This is a genomic window from Streptosporangium sp. CA-115845 (genome assembly GCF_050943795.1).
Lineage (GTDB): Bacteria > Actinomycetota > Actinomycetes > Streptosporangiales > Streptosporangiaceae > Streptosporangium.
On the sequence record NZ_CP191988.1, the window covers coordinates 68,802 to 89,685 of the forward strand.

At 68.5% G+C, this 20,884-nt stretch carries 23 protein-coding genes and 1 tRNA gene; 10 read left to right on the forward strand and 14 right to left on the reverse strand.

The genetic code is table 11. The features are described 5' to 3' along the window. Positions 1 to 5: 5 nt before the first annotated feature. From ACQP0P_RS02080 to ACQP0P_RS02090, 3 genes are read right to left on the reverse strand one after another with little or no spacing between them, the layout of a single operon-like run. On the reverse strand, positions 6 to 416 hold the full coding sequence (locus ACQP0P_RS02080; protein WP_433370129.1) for a Rieske (2Fe-2S) protein: 411 nt from the start codon (positions 414 to 416) through the stop codon (positions 6 to 8). A 40-nt stretch (positions 417 to 456) separates the two neighbouring features. Then, positions 457 to 1,824, reverse strand: coding sequence for an ATP-binding protein (locus ACQP0P_RS02085; RefSeq protein WP_433370132.1), 1,368 nt, complete (start codon positions 1,822 to 1,824; stop codon positions 457 to 459). Between the two features lies 1 nt (position 1,825). Continuing rightward, positions 1,826 to 2,494 (reverse strand): response regulator transcription factor, encoded by a 669-nt coding sequence (locus ACQP0P_RS02090; RefSeq protein ID WP_433370135.1) that lies wholly within the window; start codon positions 2,492 to 2,494, stop codon positions 1,826 to 1,828. 124 nt (positions 2,495 to 2,618) lie between these two features. On the opposite strand from ACQP0P_RS02090, the gene ACQP0P_RS02095 reads away from it, so the two are divergent. After that, a complete protein-coding gene (locus tag ACQP0P_RS02095) occupies positions 2,619 to 3,227 on the forward strand; it encodes a hypothetical protein (RefSeq protein WP_433370138.1) in 609 nt (202 codons plus the stop codon). 137 nt (positions 3,228 to 3,364) lie between these two features. Here ACQP0P_RS02095 and ACQP0P_RS02100 read toward each other — a convergent pair whose 3' ends face one another. Further along, on the reverse strand, positions 3,365 to 4,456 hold the full coding sequence (locus ACQP0P_RS02100) for a hypothetical protein (RefSeq protein ID WP_433370141.1): 1,092 nt from the start codon (positions 4,454 to 4,456) through the stop codon (positions 3,365 to 3,367). Positions 4,457 to 4,606: 150 nt separating this feature from the next. Between ACQP0P_RS02100 and ACQP0P_RS02105 the strand changes: the two genes are divergently transcribed. Beyond that, positions 4,607 to 4,771, forward strand: a complete 165-nt coding sequence (locus ACQP0P_RS02105) for a hypothetical protein (RefSeq protein WP_433370144.1) — start codon at positions 4,607 to 4,609, stop codon at positions 4,769 to 4,771. 5 nt (positions 4,772 to 4,776) lie between these two features. Here the strand turns inward: ACQP0P_RS02105 and ACQP0P_RS02110 are convergent, their stop codons facing one another. Next, positions 4,777 to 5,175, reverse strand: coding sequence for an NUDIX domain-containing protein (locus tag ACQP0P_RS02110; protein ID WP_433370147.1), 399 nt, complete (start codon positions 5,173 to 5,175; stop codon positions 4,777 to 4,779). Between the two features lie 933 nt (positions 5,176 to 6,108). Between ACQP0P_RS02110 and ACQP0P_RS02115 the strand changes: the two genes are divergently transcribed. Continuing rightward, positions 6,109 to 6,588: a hypothetical protein gene (locus ACQP0P_RS02115; RefSeq protein WP_433370150.1), complete on the forward strand. Its 480-nt coding sequence runs from the start codon at positions 6,109 to 6,111 to the stop codon at positions 6,586 to 6,588. 262 nt (positions 6,589 to 6,850) lie between these two features. Continuing rightward, on the forward strand, positions 6,851 to 7,000 hold the full coding sequence (locus tag ACQP0P_RS02120) for a hypothetical protein (RefSeq protein WP_433370153.1): 150 nt from the start codon (positions 6,851 to 6,853) through the stop codon (positions 6,998 to 7,000). A gap of 38 nt (positions 7,001 to 7,038) precedes the next feature. Here the strand turns inward: ACQP0P_RS02120 and ACQP0P_RS02125 are convergent, their stop codons facing one another. Further along, on the reverse strand, positions 7,039 to 7,587 hold the full coding sequence (locus ACQP0P_RS02125) for a hypothetical protein (RefSeq protein ID WP_433370156.1): 549 nt from the start codon (positions 7,585 to 7,587) through the stop codon (positions 7,039 to 7,041). Positions 7,588 to 7,793: 206 nt separating this feature from the next. Between ACQP0P_RS02125 and ACQP0P_RS02130 the strand changes: the two genes are divergently transcribed. Next, complete coding sequence (locus tag ACQP0P_RS02130; protein WP_433370159.1) at positions 7,794 to 8,330, forward strand: peptidylprolyl isomerase; 537 nt, start codon at positions 7,794 to 7,796, stop codon at positions 8,328 to 8,330. Between the two features lie 151 nt (positions 8,331 to 8,481). Next, on the forward strand, positions 8,482 to 9,336 hold the full coding sequence (locus tag ACQP0P_RS02135) for a rhomboid family intramembrane serine protease (RefSeq protein ID WP_433370162.1): 855 nt from the start codon (positions 8,482 to 8,484) through the stop codon (positions 9,334 to 9,336). A 34-nt stretch (positions 9,337 to 9,370) separates the two neighbouring features. Here ACQP0P_RS02135 and ACQP0P_RS02140 read toward each other — a convergent pair whose 3' ends face one another. Further along, a complete protein-coding gene (locus ACQP0P_RS02140; RefSeq protein ID WP_343970662.1) occupies positions 9,371 to 9,616 on the reverse strand; it encodes a cell division protein CrgA in 246 nt (81 codons plus the stop codon). 212 nt (positions 9,617 to 9,828) lie between these two features. Here ACQP0P_RS02140 and ACQP0P_RS02145 point away from each other — a divergent pair, with 212 nt between their 5' ends. Genes ACQP0P_RS02145 through ACQP0P_RS02155 form a run of 3 tightly spaced genes read left to right on the forward strand, consistent with a single transcriptional unit; the run spans position 9,829 to position 11,228 of the window. After that, a complete protein-coding gene (locus tag ACQP0P_RS02145) occupies positions 9,829 to 10,461 on the forward strand; it encodes a class E sortase (RefSeq protein ID WP_433370165.1) in 633 nt (210 codons plus the stop codon). A gap of 39 nt (positions 10,462 to 10,500) precedes the next feature. Continuing rightward, positions 10,501 to 10,659 carry a hypothetical protein gene (locus ACQP0P_RS02150; protein WP_433370168.1) on the forward strand — a complete coding sequence of 53 codons (159 nt, stop codon included), beginning with the start codon at positions 10,501 to 10,503 and terminating at the stop codon, positions 10,657 to 10,659. Beyond that, positions 10,656 to 11,228: an anthranilate synthase component II gene (locus tag ACQP0P_RS02155; RefSeq protein WP_433370171.1), complete on the forward strand. Its 573-nt coding sequence runs from the start codon at positions 10,656 to 10,658 to the stop codon at positions 11,226 to 11,228. Before ACQP0P_RS02150 ends, ACQP0P_RS02155 begins: the two co-directional genes overlap by 4 nt. Positions 11,229 to 11,406: 178 nt before the next feature. Here the strand turns inward: ACQP0P_RS02155 and pknB are convergent, their stop codons facing one another. The 7 genes from pknB to ACQP0P_RS02190 form a co-directional block, all read right to left on the reverse strand. Continuing rightward, the gene (pknB, locus tag ACQP0P_RS02160) at positions 11,407 to 13,260 is read right to left on the reverse strand and encodes a Stk1 family PASTA domain-containing Ser/Thr kinase (RefSeq protein WP_433370174.1); all 1,854 of its coding nucleotides are present in this window, start codon (positions 13,258 to 13,260) and stop codon (positions 11,407 to 11,409) included. An 82-nt stretch (positions 13,261 to 13,342) separates the two neighbouring features. Further along, positions 13,343 to 14,845 carry a protein kinase domain-containing protein gene (locus tag ACQP0P_RS02165; RefSeq protein WP_433370176.1) on the reverse strand — a complete coding sequence of 501 codons (1,503 nt, stop codon included), beginning with the start codon at positions 14,843 to 14,845 and terminating at the stop codon, positions 13,343 to 13,345. After that, positions 14,842 to 16,299 (reverse strand): peptidoglycan D,D-transpeptidase FtsI family protein, encoded by a 1,458-nt coding sequence (locus ACQP0P_RS02170; RefSeq protein WP_433370179.1) that lies wholly within the window; start codon positions 16,297 to 16,299, stop codon positions 14,842 to 14,844. The genes ACQP0P_RS02165 and ACQP0P_RS02170 overlap by 4 nt, the downstream gene beginning before the upstream one ends. After that, positions 16,296 to 17,675 (reverse strand): FtsW/RodA/SpoVE family cell cycle protein, encoded by a 1,380-nt coding sequence (locus ACQP0P_RS02175; RefSeq protein WP_433370182.1) that lies wholly within the window; start codon positions 17,673 to 17,675, stop codon positions 16,296 to 16,298. The genes ACQP0P_RS02170 and ACQP0P_RS02175 overlap by 4 nt, the downstream gene beginning before the upstream one ends. Before the next feature lie 4 nt (positions 17,676 to 17,679). Next, entirely contained in the window at positions 17,680 to 19,008 is a 1,329-nt protein-coding gene (locus tag ACQP0P_RS02180; RefSeq protein ID WP_433370185.1) for a Stp1/IreP family PP2C-type Ser/Thr phosphatase, read from the reverse strand. After that, positions 19,005 to 19,472 (reverse strand): FHA domain-containing protein FhaB/FipA, encoded by a 468-nt coding sequence (locus tag ACQP0P_RS02185; protein ID WP_350913965.1) that lies wholly within the window; start codon positions 19,470 to 19,472, stop codon positions 19,005 to 19,007. The genes ACQP0P_RS02180 and ACQP0P_RS02185 overlap by 4 nt, the downstream gene beginning before the upstream one ends. A gap of 17 nt (positions 19,473 to 19,489) precedes the next feature. Further along, positions 19,490 to 20,230, reverse strand: a complete 741-nt coding sequence (locus tag ACQP0P_RS02190) for a DUF3662 and FHA domain-containing protein (RefSeq protein ID WP_350913967.1) — start codon at positions 20,228 to 20,230, stop codon at positions 19,490 to 19,492. Positions 20,231 to 20,396: 166 nt separating this feature from the next. Here ACQP0P_RS02190 and ACQP0P_RS02195 point away from each other — a divergent pair. Further along, positions 20,397 to 20,479, forward strand: a tRNA-Leu gene (locus tag ACQP0P_RS02195). The last annotated feature ends 405 nt before the right edge of the window (positions 20,480 to 20,884 follow it).

Genomic DNA, 20,884 nt, shown 5'->3' on the forward strand with positions numbered 1-20,884 from the left:
GCCGATCAGCCGAGCCGGATGACGCCCCTGGAGACCTTGATCTTCCTGCGGGACAGCGGCCGCGCGGCCGGCCCCCTGGCCACCGAGCCGTCGGCGATCCGGAACCTGCTGCCGTGGCAGGGACAGTTGATGGTTCCGCCGCGGATGGTGGCGACCGCGCAGCCCTGATGGGTGCATTTGGCGCTGAAGGCGCGGAAGGTGCCCTTGACCGGCTGGGTGACCACCCATCTGCCGTTGATGATCCGGCCACCGCCGACGGGGATGCTGCTGGTCTTGGCGAGCACGGGACCGGCGGACTCTTCGGACTCCTCGGCCGCCTCGGCCGGGCGTACCCACGCGACGGCCGACGCGATCGCGGCGGCGGCGCCGCCCGCGAGGCCTCGGAAGATCATTAATCGGCGGGTGGGGGTGGGCATGGCTGGCCTCCCGGGGGGACGAATGGATCGCGTGTGTGGTTCATATCACAGGAAAGCGGGCCTGTAGGCAGGCTCCGCGTTCCTCCCCGGCGATGCGCAGGCTGCCCCCGTGCCGTACCGCGATGTCCCTGGCGATGGCCAGTCCGAGGCCCGATCCGCCCGCGTCCCTGTCCCTGGCCTCGTCCAGCCGGGTGAACCTGTCGAAGACCGCCTCGTGGTGCTCGGCGGGGATGCCGGGGCCGTCGTCGCACACGTCGAGTACCGCCTCACCGCCGTCGGATGCCAGCCGGACGGTGACCGCGGAGTTCGCGTGACGTACGGCGTTGTCCACCAGGTTGGCCACCAGGCGGCGCAACTGCCCGGCCGAGCCGAGGACCACCGTGTCGGCCGCCACCTCCAGCGTCACCCTGATCTCCGCCCTGGGCCGCGATCGGGCCGCCTCCTCGGCGGTCACCTGGCCGAGGTCCACCTCCTGGTGGCAGACGGGCTCTGCCGCGTCCAGGCGGGCGAGCAGGAGGAGGTCGGAGGTGAGCACCTGGATCCGTTCCACGTCGGTCAGCGCCTCGGCCGCCAGCGGCCCCGGCGGTGCCAGCTCAAGTCGCGTCCTCAGGATGGCCAGCGGGCTGCGGAGCTCGTGGGCGGCGTCGGCGACGAAGCGCTTGTGCCTGCTGACCGCCAGTTCGAGGCGGTCGAGCGTGCGGTTCATGGTCTCGGCGAGGCGGGCGATCTCGTCGCGCGACCGCGGTACGGGGACCCGCCGATGCAGGTCGCTGGCGGTGATGTCGGCCATCTCGGTACGGATGGCCGAGACCGGTGCCAGTGCCCGGCCGACGGCGAGCCAGGTCAGGACGGCGACCAGCAGGAGCAGCGCGGGGATGCCGGGCAGCAACAGGCCCCACAGTGCCCGCAGCGCGTCTCCCGTCGGCTCCAGCGACGCCCTGGCCTGCACGACCAGCACGCCGTCGGCGGCGTCCACGGGCATCGTGGCCAGGGCGAAGTCGTCTCCGGGCGCCCACTGCGCCACCTCGGCGGGCTGGGCCGCGATGCCGCCCTGGAAGTCCCGCACGACTGCCGGGGGCTTTTCCCCGGGCGATGCGGTGGCGGCCGGGCTTCGGACCGAAAGCTCGGAGACCAGCGGTGCGGGGTACGTGAGGATCTTGACGTCGGGGTCGAGGAGAGTCGTCTTCGCCAGACTGACGGTATTGGCGGGTTTTCCGGCGATCGCCACGCCGCCGGCGAGCACCTTGGCGGTGGCGTCGGCACGGCGGACGGCCTCGTTGGAGGCGCTCCGCGCCAGACTCCCGGTCAGCACGCCGACGAGCACCGCGGCCGCCACGCCCAGCGCGACCGCGACGATGGCGGTGGCCGCGAGGGTCGCCCGGAGCCGTACCGACAGACGCGACGCCATCTCAGGCCTCCAACCGGTAGCCGGCGCCGCGCACCGTCACCAGCGACGAGCGGCCGAACGGGGAGTCGATCTTGCGGCGGAGCGCGCTGATGTAGACCTCCACGATGTTCGGGTCGCCGTCGTAGGAGAAGTCCCACGCCTGGGCCAGCAACTCGCTCTTGGAGACCACCTCGCCCTGCCTGCGCGCCAGGCCGTGCAGCACCGCGAACTCCTTGGGAGTGAGGGGGATGTCCACCTCCCCACGGCGGCAGCGGAGCCCCGCGGGATCGACGGTCAGGTCGCCGACCGCGATGGACACCGGTCTGGCGTGGCCGCCCCGGCGTACCAGCGCGCGCAGCCGGGCCAGCAGCACCACGTAGGAGAACGGCTTGGACAGGAAGTCGTCCGCGCCGGTGTCCAGGGCCTCGGCCTCGTCGTGCACCCCGTCCTTGGCGGTGAGCATCAGGATCGGCGTCCAGTTCTCCGCGTCGCGGAGCCTGGCGCAGACGGTGTAACCGTTCATCCGGGGCAGCATGACGTCCAGCACGATCACGTCGTACGGGTTCTCGGTCGCCATCCACAACCCGTCGCGCCCGTCGTACGTCACGTCGACGGCGAATCCCTCGCCCGCCAGCCCCTCCTTCAGCAGATGGGCCAGACGTTTCTCGTCCTCAACCAGCAGCACGCGCATACCGTTCAGCGTGCCGTACCCCGCCTAAAGCCAACCTGAAGATGATTTCTGCCGCCTTCAGGCTGGGTTCAGGCAGCGGGCGGGAGTCTGTGATCTCCAGATCCGCCTGACAAGGAGAACGCCCATGCGTATCCGCATGCTCGCCGCCGCCGTGGTGACCGCGGGGGCACTGATGGCCACCCTGACCGGGGCCGCCAACGCCGACGACACGCCCACGCCGGGTCCCAAGGAGGGCACCGTGCAGATCCAGTGCGAGGGTGGCGGCCAGGCGACCCTGATAACGCGCCGGCTGACCGAGGCCGAGATCAAGGAGTTGGCGAAGGCCGGATCGTTGCCCGCTGTGCCCACTGTGCCCGCTGTGCCCGCCGTGCCCTCGGGACGGGCCGACGATGCCGGGGGGCCGAGCGGTCACGCCATGATCTTCAAGGGCGGCCAGGCGGAAGGTGAGGACGCGAAGGCGCTCCTTCCGCTTCCCGAGGGCGTGACTCCCGGCAAGGACGTCAAGGTCATGGCTGCTCCCTCGGTGCCTGCGGCGCCCGGGGCCCCGGAGGCCGTGGCGATGACCGTGATCCTCAAGGACGTTTCCGAGGGGGCCGAGAGGGTCGAGGGGGCCGAGAAGGCCGAGAAGGTCGAGGCGGCCGAGAGGGTCGAGGGGCTCGGAGGTGCCGCGGTCAAGGTCACGAGCACGCCCGCCGAGGGCGCCCCCGTCGTCACCTGCGCCACGAAGGAGTAGCTCCGCGGGGGTGATCCCAAAGACCTGCGAGCCGGCCGGGGAAACCCGTGCGGGAGTGACCCCGGCCGGCTCGCAGCCGATCGGGACGATCGGGGAGCGTCCCGGGAGGCCGTACCGTGTTGGGGGGCCGGTGCGGTTCAGTCCTCGGGGAAGGTCGGGTGCGGGCCCAGGGCCCAGTACTCGTACAGGCCGTAACCGACGTGGCCGTCGTACTCGAAGCGGCCGACCGCGTCGACCAGACCCCACATCGTGGCGGCGTCCTCCGGAAGGGTGTGGGTGACGCCCTGGACCACCGGCTCCGGCCCCTGGTACATGCCGTGCCTCCAGTCCGATTCCAGGCCATATCCGGTGCCCACCATCAGGTGCACCGGGAGAATCGGGGTGCAGTGCACGTCGAAGGGCTTGCCACCCGGCGGAGAGAAGGAGATCGTCGCCTCTCGGACGTCCCGGGTGCCCTCCACGTACGTCGGACGGTACTCGGGACGGCCGAGATACTCCTCCTCGCCCTGTCTCGGGGTGCCGAACCCCCACACCCGCACCGCCTCCTCCAGCACCCGGCGGCCCTTCTCGTCCTCCTGGACGATGCACAGGATGGCGTGGTCGTCGAACTGGATCGGGGTGTAGAGCCAGTAGAAGGTGCCGGCGTCGCGGGCCTGAATGCCGGGGGGCTCGGGCTCGCCGACCGGGCGGATGCCCCACGAGCGGTCACGGGTGCCCTGCCAGCGGTCCGGGGTGACCTCGACGCGCTCGTCGCCGATCAGTATGTGCCCACTCCACCTGCCGGTCTGGGCCAGCCGGGAGGAGTCGAACACCACGCGCTCCTGCCGGCGTAGGAAGTGCCGGGGCTCCAGCGTGGCCGGGATGGTGCCCTCCCAGGTGAGGTCGAAGGAGAGGCCGTGCTCGGTGGGGTCGAGCACCACCCGCAGTCGCCTGAGCCCCTCGATCACCTCGACCCGGAACGGGCCGACCCGGGTGTCCATCCGGTCGTCGCCGAGTTCCCGGGAGGCCCGGACCACGCGGTGCAGGTTCCGGTGGCGCACGCAGGCGAACGCGTCGGTGACCCCGAGGTTGGGATACTGCCCGAGGCCGACGATGAGCATCAGCTCGTCGGATCCGGCGTGACAGTTGAAGTAGTACCGGTCGTAGAAGTTACGGTCCGAGGTCGTGACGTGCCGCATCACCTCGGATGACTGGTGTACGGGATGGTCGTCGAGGGGCGACAGCGTCATCGGGTGCTCCTTCTGTCTCAGGAACACGTTCTAACAAGCGCTTGGTGAATCGGTCAATGGCGCGCGGCTCGGGTACGTCGTACTGGTAGGGCAGTTTTCGGCGTATCCATCGCCTCGCCCGACGGGTGTTCGGACGGCTCGCCTCCGCTCGTGCTGCGCTGGGGCACACAGCTCGACATCGAGCCCGTCTTCGTCTCCACTGAGCTGGAGGGCATCTCTGATCAGCGGGTGGCGGCCTACATCCTGGCTCGGCAACGGATCGCCACCGCTCGCAGGATCGCCAAAGAGCGGGAGAGACACGAGGCGGGGCAGTGACGGTCTCAGTCGATATGTGGGTATGCGCCGCTCAGGTAGTCGTTGAGCTGGCGCCACTGGGTCGGGTGGATGTCGAGGGACTGTAGCTCTTCGGGAGCCACCCATCGGACGTCGCTGGCCTCGTCGTTGGCTCGCGGCTGGCCTCCGGCCGGACGGGCGATCAACATCACCTCGTACTCCTGGCGGACTTCCCCATCGGTGTAGGCGACGATGTGACCGGGATCGGAGTAGACCCCCAGCATGCTCACGGGCTCGACGATGATGCCGGTTTCTTCCTCGGTCTCTCGTACGGCGCACTGTGAGGGCGTCTCACCGATCTCCATCTTGCCCATCGATAATGCCCACTGGCCGGTGTCGCGCCTGCGCTGGAGTCGGACCCGGACCACGGCACGGCTCCGGTCCATACGCGGTCGAATGATGTCATGTACTGCTCGGCAACCGTCCCTCCGTCAAGTCGGCGGAAGTGAAAGGTTGCGTTGGCCGATGCGGGCTCACCGTAGGCATGCGGGTTGACGAGAATCTCATCGTCGTAACGGAAGAGGTACGAGGGCGGCGGGCGGGCGTTCATCCGGCGCACCGTCCAACTCGACCGCAAGCATGAGATCCACGACACCCGCATTTATTCGATCAGCGATGCTCGGGCCATCTGGGCGGGACTGCTGTCCGGAAGAGCCCGTTAGACGGCGTGGCGGCGTGGGATCTGGAGGGACCCACGTCGTCACGCTTGCCGAAAATCGCCGACGATAACTCTGCGAACCGAGTACGGGAGCGGAGACGGCCGACGCCAATGCGAAGCACCCCAATGGGGCCGCGTAGCGGTTGGGGCCGGTGGTCGCAGCGGGCGAAACTTCCAGGCTGACCTCGGATACATCCTGATCACTCTTGGCCGCCGCGTACCGGGACCATCGGCCCGCAGAGCGGATGTCAGAACGCGGGAAGTAGTGGTCGTTACTCACGTTGCCGTGGTCTCCTGATGAGGAGATCGCCCCGACCCGTGCGATGGCCGGCCCCGATGAGCGATCGTCACGGCCTTCCGGGCTACGGGCTTGGTTCCTCAGGCTCGCGCGATCAACCTTTCGGCAGTGTGCTTTAGGAATTGGGCGGCGGCCTCCAGGCCGTATGCCCGGTCGGCTGGCCGCCGGGCGCGCGGCCGTCGCCCTTGATCCCCGCGAAGGTGATCAGTCGTTCACAAACGGGTTGCAAGCGCTCTGGTCCAGGCTGCGGTCATGAGCCGCTCGCGTCGTACCAGGGCGACCCGCAGTAAACGCCGCCCCACCTCTCGCAGGGATCGCCGGAGTGACACGTCCGTTTGGTTACTCCTGGAGAAGATCTTCGTTGTGGTCGCCTTGCTCATCCCAGGCGTGGGATGGACCACGGCGGCCACCGTCTGGGCGATGCCCGACGTCCGGCTGGCGATCAGTGAGAGCGCCGCGCCCGGAACCGTGACCGTGCGGGGGTGTCAGTACAGGAACTACTCCAACAGCTCCGGGCGAGTGCGCTTCTGCTATGGAACCTTCGTCTACGACGCCACCGGCGAGGCGGTCCAGGTCAGCGCCCACAGGAAAGCGGATCCGGGCGACGTCTACGCCGCCCGGATCACCCCCGAAGGCGACAAGGCCGGGCTGCGGGACGTGAAGGGCGTGCTGGCCCACCTCACCACCGCGTTTTTCGGCCTGGTCCTGCTAGGACTGCCGCTGATGGGCTTGGTGTTCTTCGCGCCGGTGAACACGCTGTGGCCGTTCATGTTCGCCGCCGGCGTGGTAGCCGTGGCGGGGGTGGTGGGCGCGGTCGCCGGCGCCATCGCGTCCAACACGTGACCGGTCGACCGAGTCCGGCTTGGCCTGCCCGCAGCCGGCCAAGGTGAGTGCTGTTCCGTTGGCCTTTGAGGAGGATCGGAACGGCCAGTAGCGACAAGTCGTGGATCTTCGCTTCGGCTCCGGCCGACCAGAGCGCGGAATCTTCCGGCATCGCCTCTAGCTGGCTCCGGTCGAACACCACGCGCTCCTGCCGGCGTAAGAAGTGCCGGGGCTCCAGCGTGGCCGGGATGGTGCCCTCCCAGGTGAGGTCGGAGGAGAGGCCGTGCTCGGTGGGGTCGAGCACCACCCGCAGTCGCCTGAGCCCCTCGATCACCTCGACCCGGAACGGGCCGACCCGGGTGTCCAGGCGCGCGATCCGCACAGCGGTATGGCCCGCGCCTTCGAAGGCGCGGGCCATACCGCTGACAGGTGACGTACGCCGTGGTCGGCCGACCCTGGTACGTCGTACCGCTAGGGCAGCTTCTTGGACGTGTGCTCCGCCTTGGCGTCGGCCCTGCCACCGACCTCCTCGGCCCTCGACGTGGCGTCGTCCGTCACGCCGGGGGTCTTGCCCGTCGCCGCCTCCATCTTGTGTCCCACCCATTGGGACACGTCGGAGGTGCTGTCCTTCAGGGTGTCCGCCCACTGGTCGGCGTTCTTGCGGTACAGCGCGTAGCCCGCCGCTCCGATCACCACGCCGGTGACCAGCAGGGCCATCGGCCATCCGCGGGACTTGGCGGGCTTGGGATCAATCCTCGCGGCGGCCTGGGACAGCGCGGCGCTGAGTTTCGGCGCGAGCTGTTCCTCGATCGAATGCGCGGCGGCGTCAAGCCTCGGTGCCGCCCACCCGCGTGCGACGATGATCTTCTCACCGGCCACGTTGCGAGCATGACCGGCCATGTCAAGGGCCTGGCCAGCTACGTCGCGGGCCTGGCCGGCCAGCGGGCTGACCCGATCCGCGACGAGGACAGCCTGAGCCTTCACGTGGCGCAGCCGCCTTTCCGGAGCCACGATCTTCATGTGGCGCTTTCCAAACAGTGCTAGAGGCACAACAACCTCCCCATTCGTTGGGGCCCCGTCGCCACCCCTTCCCGCTCGAAGACGGCTCAATCATGACGGCCCGTGGGAGGATGCATGAGGGATCGGCTCCGGCCGAAATCGTCAAAGCGCGACAAAAGCAATACTTTGCACAGGCATTGCCACAACCTGAAGGGGGCAGTCCGATCATGGCTGAGAAGTTGATCGCGAAGCTCAACACCAATCGCGGTAGCGTGAAGGTCCAGCTCTTCCCGGACCACGCGCCCAAGACCGTGCGCAACTTCGTCGAGCTCGCCGAGGGCACCCGCGAGTGGGTGCACCCGGAGACCGGCCAGAAGTCCACCGCCAAGCTGTACGACGGCACCATCTTCCACCGGGTCATCTCGGGCTTCATGATCCAGGGTGGCGACCCGCTGGGTCAGGGGGTCGGCGGTCCCGGCTACAAGTTCGACGACGAGATCCACCCGGACCTCTACTTCAACCGCCCGTACCTGCTCGCCATGGCGAACGCGGGCATCCAGATGGGCCGCGGCACCAACGGCTCCCAGTTCTTCATCACCGTGGTGCCCACGCCGCACCTGAACGGCAAGCACACCATCTTCGGTGAGGTGATCGAGGGGCAGGACGTCGTGGACGCCATCGCCAAGACCGACACCGACGCCCGCGACCGTCCCACCGAGCCCGTGGTCCTGGAGTCGGTGACCATCGAGCGCGTGCAGAGCTGATCTCTCGCCCGGCGGCCTCCTTCGGGGGCCGCCGTTCGCGTTTCCGGCCGGCGTCGCCCGGCCGCCGTTTATGTGTGTACGGGCACTCGGGATCGTGAATAGGCTGGCAGTCTGGGGATACCAGAACGCGCGAAGGGGCCAGCCACAGACCATGACCACCCAGCCGTCCAGCGACCCCAACGCCGTTGTCCCCAACTGCTACCGGCATCCAGGGCGTGAGACCTACGTCCGCTGCCAGCGCTGTGAGCGCCCCATCTGCCCCGACTGCATGCGCGAGGCCGCGGTGGGCTTCCAGTGCCCCGAGTGCGTGGCGGAGGGCAACAGGAGCGTGCGGCGGGCACAGTCGGTGTTCGGCGGCAACGTCATCGCCAAGCCCTACGTGACCTGGACGCTTCTCGGCATCAACGTCGTGATGTTCCTGGCCCAGCTCGCCACGGACAACCGGATCACCTCGGAACTGGCGATGTGGGTCTTCGGGGTGGCCGTCGACTCGGATTACTACCGGATGATCACCAGTGCCTTCCTGCACCGGGACTATCTGCACATCGGGCTGAACATGTGGGCCCTGTACATGGTGGGTCCCTATCTGGAGCAAGCCTTCGGCCATGTCCGTTTCCTGGCCCTTTACCTGCTCAGCGCGCTCGGTGGATCGGTTCTCAGCTACTGGTTCGATCCGATCAACGTCGCGAGCCTGGGCGCGTCGGGAGCGATCTTCGGCCTGTTCGGTGCGATCTTCATAGTCGGCAGGCGGCTCCGTCTCGACCTCCGCCCCATCATGGTGCTGCTCGTGATCAACCTGGTGATCACCTTCATTCCGGGACTGAACATCAGCTGGACGGCCCACGTGGGCGGCCTGATCACCGGAATGGTCGTCGCGGGCGCGCTGGCCTACGGGCCGAAGTCCAGCCGCACGCTCTTCCAGAGCGTGCTGCTTCTCGGCGTTCTGGCGATCCTGGTGGGATTGGTCATCACCAGGACCGCCGTCCTGCTGTCGTCGGCGGCTTGAGTCCCCAGGGTGTGGATAATGCCTGTGGAAAAGGCTAACGCCAGCGGGTGGACAGGATCACACCGAGGATGATGAAGGCGAACCCGACCAGCAGGTTCCAGTTCTGGAGGGCGCCGAGAACGGGCGCGGTGGGCGCCACGTAGTAGACGGCGATCCACAGGATGCCGACGATCCAGCAGGTCACCATGACCGGCGCCAGCCAGCGCGGGCTGATCTTGATCTGCTGTGAGGTCTGCGGCGGGGTGTAGACCGGCTTCTTGCGAGTCTTGGGCTTGGGCACTGGGGTTCTTCTCCTGCGTCAACCCTGCGCGATCCGGACCGTGCGCAGGCCATGTCGATTAGCGTAGTCGCTGGTGGGTGAAGTCCCGTGTAAGGATAGTCCGCGCAGGTGGGCCATGGCGATTCCGTGAGGCACCATACTGCGGCAAATGTTCTGCCGAACCCGTGATCCGTTCCTGCCGGGCGGGTGTCCCGTCGCTAGCCTTGCCCTTCGTGAGAGCCGTGTTGAGGGTCATGGGCGATCTGAGCATCACCGCCGGCCTGGTCATCCTGCTCTTCTGTGCCTACCTGTTGTGGGGCACCGGCTCCTACACCGCGGAGCAGCAGGTGCTGTTGCAAAGGCAGCTCATCGAGGGTGCGAAGGCCGGCAGGGGGCACGAGCCCGGCCCGGTCCGGCTGGGCGGGGCGGTCGCGCTGCTGTCGATTCCCAGGCTCGGCGACGACTACCGGTACGCCGTCGTGGAGGGCGTCGACCAGGACCGGCTGCGGATGGGACCGGGTCACTACCCCGGAACCGCCATGCCAGGAAAAATCGGTAATTTCGTTCTTTCGGGCCATCGGACCACCTATGCCGCCCCCTTCGGCCGCATCGACGAGCTCCAGCGGGGCGACCGCATCGTGATCGACGCCCGCGAGGCCCGCTACACCTACCGGGTCACCGGCAGGCGCGTCGTCGACCCCACCGAGCTCGGCGTCATCGCCCCGGTCCCCGACCAGCCGGGAAAGGCGCCGACCAGGGCGACGATCACCCTGTCCACCTGCCACCCGAAGTACTCGGCCGCCCAGCGGCTCGTCGTCTTCGGCGCGCTGGACCGGAGCCAGGACCGCCTCGAACGACCCGAATAGCCCCGGCAACCAACCTCGACAACCCGGAGAAGGAGTCTCGTGTACGGCTGGATCTGGCGGCTGCTTCCCGGAAACCTGGCGGTCAGGGTGTTCACCGCCGCCGTACTGGTCGCCCTGGTCGCGGTCGTACTCTGGTATTTCGTGTTCCCTTGGATCGAACCCCGCATCTCCCTCGACCCGACCGGTGTGGGCCGATGAGCCGCGTCCTGGTCGTCGACAACCACGACAGCTTCGTCCACACCATCGTCCAGTACCTCCGTGAGCTCGGCGCCACCTGCGATGTGCGGCCGCGTGACCAGATCAGGGTCGAGGACGCCGCCGGCTTCGACGGGGTTCTGATCAGCCCCGGCCCCGGCACCCCGGAGAACGCGGGCGTGAGCGTCCCGCTCGTCGGCTACTGCGAGGCCCACGGCATCCCGCTGCTCGGCGTCTGCCTGGGGCACCAGGCCATCGCCATCGCCCACGGCGCGACCGTGTCGCGGGCCCCCGAACTGGTGCACGGCCGCACCAGTGCGATCACGCACGACGGGCGCGGCGTCTTCGCCGGCCTGCCGTCGCCGACGACCATGACGCGCTACCACTCGCTGGCTGTGCTGCCCGAGACGGTTCCTGAGATCCTTGAGGTGACCGCGACCACCGATGACGGCGTGATCATGGGCCTGCGCCACCGTACGGCCCCCGTGGAGGGCGTGCAGTTCCACCCCGAGTCGGTGATCTCCCAACACGGTCATCGGCTGCTCGGAAACTGGCTGGAAAGATTGTTGTAACGCGGCGTCCTTCCTGGGCGATTGACCAGTGAGAGTCCTTCCGCCATCGCCCCCGAGTGGCGGAAGGGCTCTTCCCCGTTTCCGGGCTCTCGCATGGGCGATGCCGGAAGGTCACGGGGAACGAGGAAGGCCCCCGCGATCGCGAGGGCCTTCTCATCTGCTCGCCATGTGTTCCGGGTCAGGTCCCGTCGGGTGGCGACTCATCGAAGATGGTGCCGTCGTCGGGCTGCGTGGGCGTGTCGTCCGTCGGCTCGTCGGGAATGGTCGGCTCGTCGGACGGGTAGGTCGGCTGCTCGGTCGGCTGGGGCGGCTGCCCGCTCGACACGATCAGCGTGATCGTCGTCCCCGGCTGGTACTTGCCGCCCGCCTCGGGAGACTGGCTCAACACGGTGTCCTTGGGCAGGTCACTCGGCTGCTCGACGATCTTCCACTTGAAGCCCGCCTCCTTGAGCATGTTCTTGGCGTCCCCGACGGTGAGGTTGGCCACGCTCGGGACCTCCACCGCCTCCTTGGGCACGTAGATTCGCACGGTGCTGCCCTTGTTGGCCTTCTTGCCGGGCTCGGGCAGGGTCTCGAAGACGATGCCCTGCTTCCGGCTGGAGGGCTTGCTCTGCAGGCTGACCTTGAAGCCGGCGTCTTCAAGGGCCTGCCTGGCGTCCTCCGCGGTCATGTTGAGCACGGAGGGCACCTCGACCTTCTCGACGCCCTTGGAGACCTTGAGCGTCACCTCGGTTTTCTCGTCCACCTCGGTGTCGGCCGCCGGTTCGGTGTCGATCACCGAACCCTTCGGTATCTCCTCGTCGAACGCCTGGACCGTCTTCACCTTCAGGCCGAGGTCCGTCAGCGCCTTGGTCGCCGCCTCCATGGTCTGTGAGGCCAGCGGAGGGATCTTCACCTTGCCCGAGGCGGTGGAGGTGCCGGGGGAGCTGAGGAACATGTAGCCCACACCGATGAAGGCACCGATGACCAGCAGGGGGATGAGGATCCACGCCGCGGTCTTGACCGCGGTGTTGTTGCTCTGCTGCCGGCGTCGGCCGCGCTCGCCGGTGCGCCCGCCCCCCTCCTCGCCGTACTCGTACGCCGGGACGGCGGTGGTGCGCTGGGTGGCCGGGCCGCCGGGTCCGGGAGCCTGCATCGTCCGGGTGGCCGAGCCGTAGTTGTTGGACAGCGCCATGGTCTGGGCGTCCGTCGGGATGCCGGACATCGCCCGCTGGATGTCGGCCCGCATCTCCCCGGCACTCTGGTAGCGGTGCGCCGGGTCCTTGGCCATCGCCTTGAGCACGATGGCGTCGGCCCACTGGGGGATGTCGGGGTCGATCTGCGACGGCGGGATCGGCTCCTCGCGCACATGCTGGTAGGCGATCGCGACGGGCGAGTCGCCGGTGAACGGAGGCTGTCCGGTCAGCAGCTCGTACAGCACGCAACCGGTGGAGTAGAGGTCGCTGCGGGCGTCGACCCGCTCGCCCCTGGCCTGCTCCGGCGAGAGGTACTGGGCGGTGCCGATCACCTGGGCGGTCTGTGTCATGGTCGCGGCCGAGTCGGCCATCGCGCGGGCGATGCCGAAGTCCATGACCTTGACGTCGCCGTTGCGAGTGATCATGATGTTCGCCGGCTTGATGTCCCGGTGGACGATGCCGCCACGGTGGCTGTAGTCCAGTGCCCTAAGGATCCCGTCGACCAGTTCGGCGGCACGCTCGGGCAGCAACCGCCGGTCGGCCCGGAGCAGGTCGCGCAGTGTGCGACCGTCGACGTACTCCATCACGATGTAGGGAACGGGCGCACCCTCTGAGACGTCCTCGCCGGTGTCGTAGACCGCGACGATGGACGGGTGGTTCAGCGACGCGGCGGATTGAGCCTCCCGGCGGAACCGTGCCTGGAAGATGTGATCCCTGGCCAGGTCCGCGCGGAGGGTCTTGATGGCGACGATCCGATCCAGCCGGATGTCTCGGGCGCGATAGACCTCGGCCATGCCGCCACGCCCGACGACGCCGTCAAGCTCGTAGCGATCGCCGAGGCGTCGGGGCTGAGTCATTTCCTGCACTGTCCCTTACCGTTCATCTTGGGTGCCGGTGGGCTCTTGGGCCACCGGTGTCCATCATCGACCCGTTGCCGCATCACGTCTCCTCATTCGGCTGGTCTGTATCGCCGGGTTCGGGAGTCGTACTCGGTGTGGGGCTCGGTGTCACCGTCGGGGTGGTGGGCGTCGGGGTGGGAATCGTCGGGCTGGGGCTGGGGCTGGGGCTGGGCGGTGGTGACGTACTCGGCCTTGCGGTGGGCGTGGCCGATGTGCTTACCGTAGCCGACGGCGTGACCGAGGGGCGGACCGTCTTCGTCGGCGAGACAGGTGGTCTGCTCGTCGGAGACGCGCTCCGGCTCGGCGTGGCCGTCGGCGGTTCGACAGCCGGGCTCGACGGTACGACCGGTTTCTCCGGCTCGCTGCCGCCCGGCCGGCCGGTCAGCTCGTAGGCCGCCAGAGAGCCCAGCCCGACCGCGGCGGCGCACGCCGCGACCACGGCGACGATCACTGTTCTCCGGCGCGGGCGACGGCGCCCATGAGGCGCCGGCCCGGTACCCGGGGGCGTCCCGCCCGCCCCGGCACCCCCGCCGGCGCCCTCCGTGGAACCTCCGCCCGCACCGCCGTGAGCGCCGGAACCCGCACCCGCACCCGCACCCGAATCCGGAACCGAGCCGGGACCGACGGGCGCGGCCATGGCCGAGGTGATCTCCTGCGGCCACTCGGTCGCGGGCTCGGCGCGCCAGCCCGCGGGGTCGGTGAGCATGCCAAGACCGGTGGCGTCGTCGGTGGCGGCCAGCGCGTCGAGCAGCACGTCCGCCCGTTCCGACAGCTCCCTGGCGCCGGCCGGGCGCCGCAGCGGGTCCTTGGACAGGCATGCCATGACCAGGTCACGGACCGCGGGCGGGATGCTCTCCGGGAGCGGCGGCGGGGGCTCGCCGATGTGCATGAGAGCGATCGCCACCTGCGTCTCGGCGAGGAACGGCGCCCGGCCTGCCAGGCACTCGTAGGCGACCACCCCAAGGGAGTAGATGTCGGTGGCGGGCGTCAGCGGTTCGCCGGACGCCTGTTCGGGGCTGACGTACTGGGCGGTGCCGAGCAGGACTCCCGTCTGGGTGACCGGCGCGGCCTCCAGCACCCTGGCGATGCCGAAGTCTGTGATCTTTATCACGCCCGCCTCGGTCACCAGCAGGTTGCCGGGCTTGATGTCCCGGTGGATGACCCCCGCGCGGTGCGCGGCCTGCAGGGCCCTGGCGGTCTGATGGACCACGTCGAGGGTGACCTTCGGGCTCAGCGCGCCGTCCCGGGCCAGGATGCCGGCCAGGGACTCGCCGGGCACCAGCTCCATCACCAGGTAGGCGACGCCGTCGCTCTCGGCGTAGTCGAAGACCTGCGCGATGCCCGGGTCGGACAGCCCGGCCGCGATGCGGGCCTCGGAGCGGAAGCGCCGCCGGAAGGCGGGGTCCTCCGCCACGTGCGCACGGAGCAGCTTCACCGCGACCTCGCGGCCGAGCAACTCGTCCCTGGCCCGCCACACCTCGCCCATGCCGCCCGACGCGATACGCCCCAGCGGGCGGTATCGGCCCCCGAGCAACGCGGTCATCTACCCAGCACCGCTTCCATCACGCTCTTGGCGATCGGGGCGGCGGTGTGACCACCTGAGGCGTCGTCACCCGCGCTTCCGGACTCGACGATCAGTGCGACGGCGACCTTGGGGTCCTCGGCGGGGGCGAAGGAGATGAACCACGCGTGGGGCGCCTGGCCCCTGGCGGTCTCGGCGGTGCCGGTCTTGCCGGCGACGGTCACGCCCGGAATCTGCGCCGCGCCCGCCGTGCCCTTGTTGACGACGTTGACCATCATCTCCTGGAGCTTGCGCGCGCTGTCCTCGCTCATCGCGGTGTCCAGCTCTTCGGGGTCGGCGGTCTCGATCTCGCCGCCCTCGGCATCCGCGATCTTGTTCACCAGGTACGGCTTCATGACCACGCCGTTGTTGGCGATGCCGGAGGCGATCATGGCCATCTGCAGCGGGGTCATCTGGTTGCTGCGCTGGCCGATCGACGCCTGGGCGAGGGCCGCCAGGTCCTCCTCGGTGCCGATCCCGCTCCCCGCGACCGGCAGCGGGATCGACAACGGCTCGCCGCCGATGCCGAACTTGGCGGCCTGGTCGCGCAGCGCGTCGTAGCCGAGCTCCATGGCGATCTTGCCGAACGGGGTGTTGCAGGACTTCTCCAGCGCGAACGAGAGCGTCACGCGCCCGGCACCGCAGGCCGCGCCACCGTAGTTGGGCAGGTCGGCGGTGGTGTTGGGCAGGTCGAGCACCTGCGGGGCGTCGACCTGGGTCTCCGGGCCGATGGTGTCGTCGCTCTCCAGGTACGCCGCCATGGTGACCACCTTGAAGGTCGAGCCCGGCGGATAGGTGCGCTCGATGGCCCGGTTGACCAGCGGCTTGTCCTCGTCCCTGTCCAGCTTGTTGTAAGCCGCGTTGACGTCGGCCTTGTTGGGCTTGGAGAGCGGGTTGGGGTCGTAGGTGGGGATCGAGACCATGGCGAGGATCGCCCCGGTCTTCGGCTCGATCGCGACCAGCGCGCCCTTCTTGCCGCTGGCGCCCAGCGCCTTGTAGGCGGCCTCCTGCGCCCTGGGGTTGATCGTCAGGTCGACGTTGGCGCCCTTGCTCCGCTTGGCGGTGAACAGGTCGATGCTCCGCCGGATCAGCAGGTCGGCGCTGGTGCCGTTGAGCAGGCGGTTCTCCGTCCGCTCGATGTCGCGCTGGCTCTCGGGCGCGAAGAACCCGGTGATGGGCGCGTAGAGCTTGCCCTCGGGATAGCGGCGCTGGAAGCGGAACTTGGCGTCGCCGGTGTCGACCGACTCGGCGAGAACCTTGTCGCCCGCGGTGATCCGGCCGCGCTCGACCTCGTACTGGGCGTAGAAGTTGCGGGTGTTGCGCGAGTCGGCGCGCAGGTCCTCCGCGCGCACGGCCTGCAGGTAGTTCACGTTGATCATGAGCAGGCCGAACATGAGCAGGCAGGCCAGGGCCGCGCGCTTGAGGGGACCGTTCATCGCTGGAACACCTGCGTCATTCCTTCGTCCTGGATGGCCTGGGGCGGAGGCTTCCTCGCCGTGTCCGACATGCGTACCAGCAGCGCGATAAGGATCCAGTTAGCCAGCAGCGCCGATCCGCCCTGGGACATGAACGGGGTGACCAGGCCGGTCAGCGGGATCAGGTTGGTCACGCCGCCGACGATGATGAAAACCTGCCACGCCAGGATGAACGACAGGCCGCCCGCCAGCAGCTTGGAGAACGGCTCGCGGGCCGCGATCGAGGTGCGCAGGCCGCGCTCCACCAGCAGGGCGTAGACCATCAGCAGGGCCATCAGCCCGGTCAGGCCGAGCTCCTCGCCCGCGGCGGTGAAGATGAAGTCGGAGAAGGAGAGCGGGATCAGGTTGGGGTGACCCTGGCCGAGACCGGTACCGAGAACGCCGCCCTGGCCCATGCCGAACAGGCCCTGCATGAGCTGGAAGCTGCCGCCGAACTCGCGGTCGTACAGTTCCGGGTTCTCCGGGTCGAGGAAGACCTCGAAGCGGGCGGCGACGTGGTCGAAGATCAGCCCCGCCAGGACCGCCCCGCCGACGAAGAGCAGGATGCCGATGAGCACCCACGAGGTGCGCTGGGTGGCGATGTAGAGCATCGCGATGAAGGTGCCGAAGATCAGCAGCGAGGAGCCGAGGTCCTTCTGCAGGATCAGCACGCCCAGGCTGAGGCCCCAGGTGATGAGGACCGGGCCGAGGTCACGGGCCCGGGGCAGGTCGATGAAGAGCAGCCGCCGCCCGGCCAGGGCCAGCACGTCGCGTTTGGCGACCAGGTAACCGGCGAAGAAGACGACCAGGGCGAGCTTGGTGAACTCCGCCGGCTGGAGGGTGAAGCCGCCGATACCGATCCAGATGCGGGCGCCGTTGATCTCCTGGCCGATGAACGGCAGCAGCGGCGAGATCAGCAGGGCCAGGCCGACGGCGCCCATGGTGTAGGTCAGGCGCTGCAGCGCGCGGTGGTCGCGCAGCACGATCAGCGTCACGGAGAACATGACGACCCCGACGGCGGTCCACAGCAGCTGGTTGGTGGCCGAGGCCCCGGGCATGCCGGACGCCTCAAGCCGGTAGATGATCACCAGCCCGAGGCCGTTGATCAGTGTCACCAGCGGCAGGATCAGCGGGTCGGCCCAGGGCGCGAACTTGGCCAGCACCAGGTAGGCGGCCAGCATGAGACCGCCCAGGCCGAGGCCGTAGGTGAGCATGCCCGCGGGGACCTGGTTGTCGAGCGCCAGCCCCACATTGGCGTACGCCAGCATCACGATGGCGACCGCGAATGCGAGCATCGCCAGCTGGGCCAACCGCCGTTTGGCGGGAAGCGGGACAGGCTCGGCGCTAGGGGTGCTCATGTGTTCACTGTGACCTTGTGGGTTCGGGGGCCCTGGGGACGGGGGGCGTGGAGGCACTCGGCGATGTGGTCGGCTCGGCCTTCTCGCCGGCCTTGTCGTCGGTCTTGTCGTCGGTCTTGGCCGCGGACGACTTCAGCTCTTCGATCTTTTTCAGACCCGCCTCGACGGTGGGGACGGGGATGCCGTCGCGGACCTGGCCCTGCTGGAACGCACCAAGGGTCGTGATCGATTCTGCGGTGCTCTGGGCGACCTCGAAAAGCTCAAAGGGGCCGAGGTTGGTCTTCACACCTTGGAAAACCACGATTTCGTTACCTCTGGCCCCTACGAAGTACTGATCATCCAGCCATTGCCCGCCGAAGTACCAGCCTAGGCCGCTTCCGATGACGGCGATACCGCCCGCCACGGCCACAAGGGGCCACAGTCGGCGACGTTTGGCCGGCCTGGCGGCGGCCCTGATGATCGGCTCGTCGGGATCGTCGTCGGCGATGACCGGTTGCGGCATGGTGACCGCGCTGGCACGTCCCGCCGGGGTGTCCGGTGGCTGTGACCGTGGCATGCCGGAGCCGGCGGCACCGACCACGGCCGCCTCGGTGCGTGGGACGAAGCCCTCGTCCACCTCCAGCACGTCCGCCAGGACGCAGGTGATGTTGTCCGGACCACCGCCCCGGTTGGCCAGGTCGATGAGGGTACGGACCACCCCGTCGGGATCCTCGATCGTGGAGAGCGTGTGGTGCAGGGTCTCCGCGCTCACCACCCCGGACAGGCCGTCGGAGCAGAGCAGGTAGCGGTCGCCGACCTGGGCCTCGCGCAGGGACAGGTCGGGGTCGACCTCGCCGCTGCCGTCGAGCGCCCGGAGCAGGATCGACCGCTGTGGGTGGGTGGCGGCCTCCTCGGCGGTGATCCGGCCGTCGTCCACCAGTGACTGCACCAGCGTGTGGTCGTGCGTGATCTGGTAGAGCTCTCCCGCGCGCAGCAGGTAGGCCCGGGAGTCGCCGACGTGGACCAGGGCGACCCTCGTCCCGGACCAGAGCATGGCGGTGAGGGTGGTGCCCATGCCCTTGAGGCTGGGATCACGGCCCACCATCTCGTGCAGCTTGCGGTTGGCGTCGCGTACCGCTGCCTCGATGGTGCTGAGCAGGTCACCTCCCTGGGCGTCCGCGTCGAGTGAGGACATCGCGGCGATGGCGACCGAACTGGCCACCTCACCGTGTGCGTGGCCGCCCATACCGTCCGCGACGGCGAGCAGGCGGCCGCTGGCGTAGGCGGAGTCCTCGTTGCCTTCGCGGAGGAGGCCGACGTCAGAGCGGGCGGCGTAACGGAGTGCGATGGTCATTTGCGCAATTCGATGACGGTCTTACCGATGCGGATCGGAACACCGAGCGGCACCGGAGTCGGACGGGTGACTTTTGAGCGGTCGAGATAAGTGCCGTTGGTCGAGCCGAGATCTTCCACGATCCACTGACCGTCCTGGGGGAAGAGCCGGGCGTGCCGACTGGAGGCGTAGTCGTCGCTGACTACCAGCGTCGCGTCGTTCGCCCGGCCGATGGTGATGGGCGTCTCCGAGAGGGTAATGGTGGTGCCTTGCAGGGGGCCACCGGTGACGACCATCTGCCGTGGCTCCCCCTTCTTGGATTTGGCCGCGGGCTTCACCGGCTTGGGAACCTTGCGCGCGGGAACGACGGCGGCCGTGCGTGATCCGAACAAGTCCGTCCGGATCACGCCGACCGCGGCAATCACGAAGAACCACAGCACCGCGAGGAAAGCGAGCCGGATCAGCAGCAGCGTGAGCTCGGACATGGACCGTCTATTTACCTTTAATCGCGCCGGAAAACCAGAGTCGTCCGCCCCAGCGTCACACGAGTGCCGTTCTGGAGCTCGACCCGGCGAACCGGCTGGCCGTTGACGAAGGTACCGTTCGTGGAGCCGAGGTCGACGAGCGCGACCTGGGGACCCTCCACCCGTAGCTCGGCGTGGTGCCGGGACACACCCGGGTCGACCAGCCGTAGATCACAGTCGGTGCCCCTGCCGAGCAGGGTCACCGGGGTTGTCAGGTCGAAGGACCGCTGGCCCTGCGGGTCGTCCTGGGTGGACACCAGCAGGCGGGGGCGGCCTCCGAACGCGTGCGGTTTGGCGGTGGGCACGTCGCTCACCGGCTGGCGGATCTCGTCCTGCTCGACCGTCGCGCCACGGATCACGCCCGAGCGGATGCGGAACAGACCGACCGCGAGGTCGTCTGCCGTCTCGAAGCGGACCCTGACCGGTCCCACGAAGGAGTAGCCCTGTTCCTTGGCGTACTCCCTGGCGAGGTTGGCCAGCTCGTGGCTGATGCTGTCCGCGTAGACCTCCAGTCGCTCGCTGTCGGTCGTGGACAGCTCGACCACGAAGTCGTTGGGCACGAGAGTGCGTCCCTGGGCGACGATCGCCGCCCGCTCGTCCATCTCTCGTTGGACCGCACTGGCGACCTCTACCGGCTGAAGGTCAGATTTGAACGCCCGCGCAAAGGCCCCTTCAACCAAGCCTTCGAGCCTCCGCTCGAAACGCTGAAGGACTCCCACCGGGTACCTCCCCTCCTCCGTCTATGTGGTCGCGGCCGCTTGGGGGCTCGTTGGCTCGGTCCTCGCTCTCTCGCACCCAGCTGCTCCGCTTTCGCATCTAGGAGGATCGTATCCGGGTTCGTGGGTACCGGCTGATACGTGCTAATGTTTCGACCGCACCCAACAAGGGCGGGTGGCGGAACGGCAGACGCGCACGGTTCAGGTCCGTGTGTCCGAAAGGACGTGAGGGTTCAAATCCCTCCTCGCCCACAAGGAACCACCGATGAAATCGGTGGCTCCACAGTGACGAAAGAGAGCCCCGCTCCGCAAGAGCCGGGGCTTTTTTGCTTGTACGGGGTTCCGTGCGGCGTCCGGGCATGCGGAGATATCTATCCCACCCGGCTTGCAGATCACTTTCGTCTGGCTTGCGTGCATTACGCCCACGGCTGAGACGGCTGCCCCAGGCATGTCGGCTGTACGGCTCTCACCTGCGATGGTGATCGAGTCGGCCAGAGGTTTGGTGGCTCCGCGTCGGATGCGCCTGCGGGGCCGGCCGTCGGCACGGGGCAGAGAGTCAGGCCGGCTGAAAATTTTTCCAGAATTGGCGTGGGCGAGCTGGAGGGCCGGCAGCGGACTCTGGGCGGCGACGCCGCGCAGGGCGTCCTCCAGATCGTC

Excerpts from the sequence above, each read along its gene's own strand:
- ACQP0P_RS02095 (WP_433370138.1), top strand. The coding sequence starts at position 2,619 with ATGCGTATCCGCATGCTCGCCGCCGCCGTGGTGACCGCGGGGGCACTG.
- ACQP0P_RS02155 (WP_433370171.1), top strand. The coding sequence starts at position 10,656 with ATGAGCCGCGTCCTGGTCGTCGACAACCACGACAGCTTCGTCCACACC.
- ACQP0P_RS02130 (WP_433370159.1), top strand. The coding sequence starts at position 7,794 with ATGGCTGAGAAGTTGATCGCGAAGCTCAACACCAATCGCGGTAGCGTG.
- ACQP0P_RS02170 (WP_433370179.1), bottom strand. The coding sequence starts at position 16,299 with ATGAACGGTCCCCTCAAGCGCGCGGCCCTGGCCTGCCTGCTCATGTTC.
- pknB (WP_433370174.1), bottom strand. The coding sequence starts at position 13,260 with ATGACTCAGCCCCGACGCCTCGGCGATCGCTACGAGCTTGACGGCGTC.
- ACQP0P_RS02135 (WP_433370162.1), top strand. The coding sequence starts at position 8,482 with ATGACCACCCAGCCGTCCAGCGACCCCAACGCCGTTGTCCCCAACTGC.
- ACQP0P_RS02100 (WP_433370141.1), bottom strand. The coding sequence starts at position 4,456 with ATGACGCTGTCGCCCCTCGACGACCATCCCGTACACCAGTCATCCGAG.
- ACQP0P_RS02080 (WP_433370129.1), bottom strand. The coding sequence starts at position 416 with ATGCCCACCCCCACCCGCCGATTAATGATCTTCCGAGGCCTCGCGGGC.
- ACQP0P_RS02165 (WP_433370176.1), bottom strand. The coding sequence starts at position 14,845 with ATGACCGCGTTGCTCGGGGGCCGATACCGCCCGCTGGGGCGTATCGCG.
- ACQP0P_RS02175 (WP_433370182.1), bottom strand. The coding sequence starts at position 17,675 with ATGAGCACCCCTAGCGCCGAGCCTGTCCCGCTTCCCGCCAAACGGCGG.
- ACQP0P_RS02110 (WP_433370147.1), bottom strand. The coding sequence starts at position 5,175 with ATGGACCGGAGCCGTGCCGTGGTCCGGGTCCGACTCCAGCGCAGGCGC.
- ACQP0P_RS02125 (WP_433370156.1), bottom strand. The coding sequence starts at position 7,587 with ATGAAGATCGTGGCTCCGGAAAGGCGGCTGCGCCACGTGAAGGCTCAG.
- ACQP0P_RS02085 (WP_433370132.1), bottom strand. The coding sequence starts at position 1,824 with ATGGCGTCGCGTCTGTCGGTACGGCTCCGGGCGACCCTCGCGGCCACC.
- ACQP0P_RS02185 (WP_350913965.1), bottom strand. The coding sequence starts at position 19,472 with ATGTCCGAGCTCACGCTGCTGCTGATCCGGCTCGCTTTCCTCGCGGTG.
- ACQP0P_RS02180 (WP_433370185.1), bottom strand. The coding sequence starts at position 19,008 with ATGACCATCGCACTCCGTTACGCCGCCCGCTCTGACGTCGGCCTCCTC.
- ACQP0P_RS02090 (WP_433370135.1), bottom strand. The coding sequence starts at position 2,494 with ATGCGCGTGCTGCTGGTTGAGGACGAGAAACGTCTGGCCCATCTGCTG.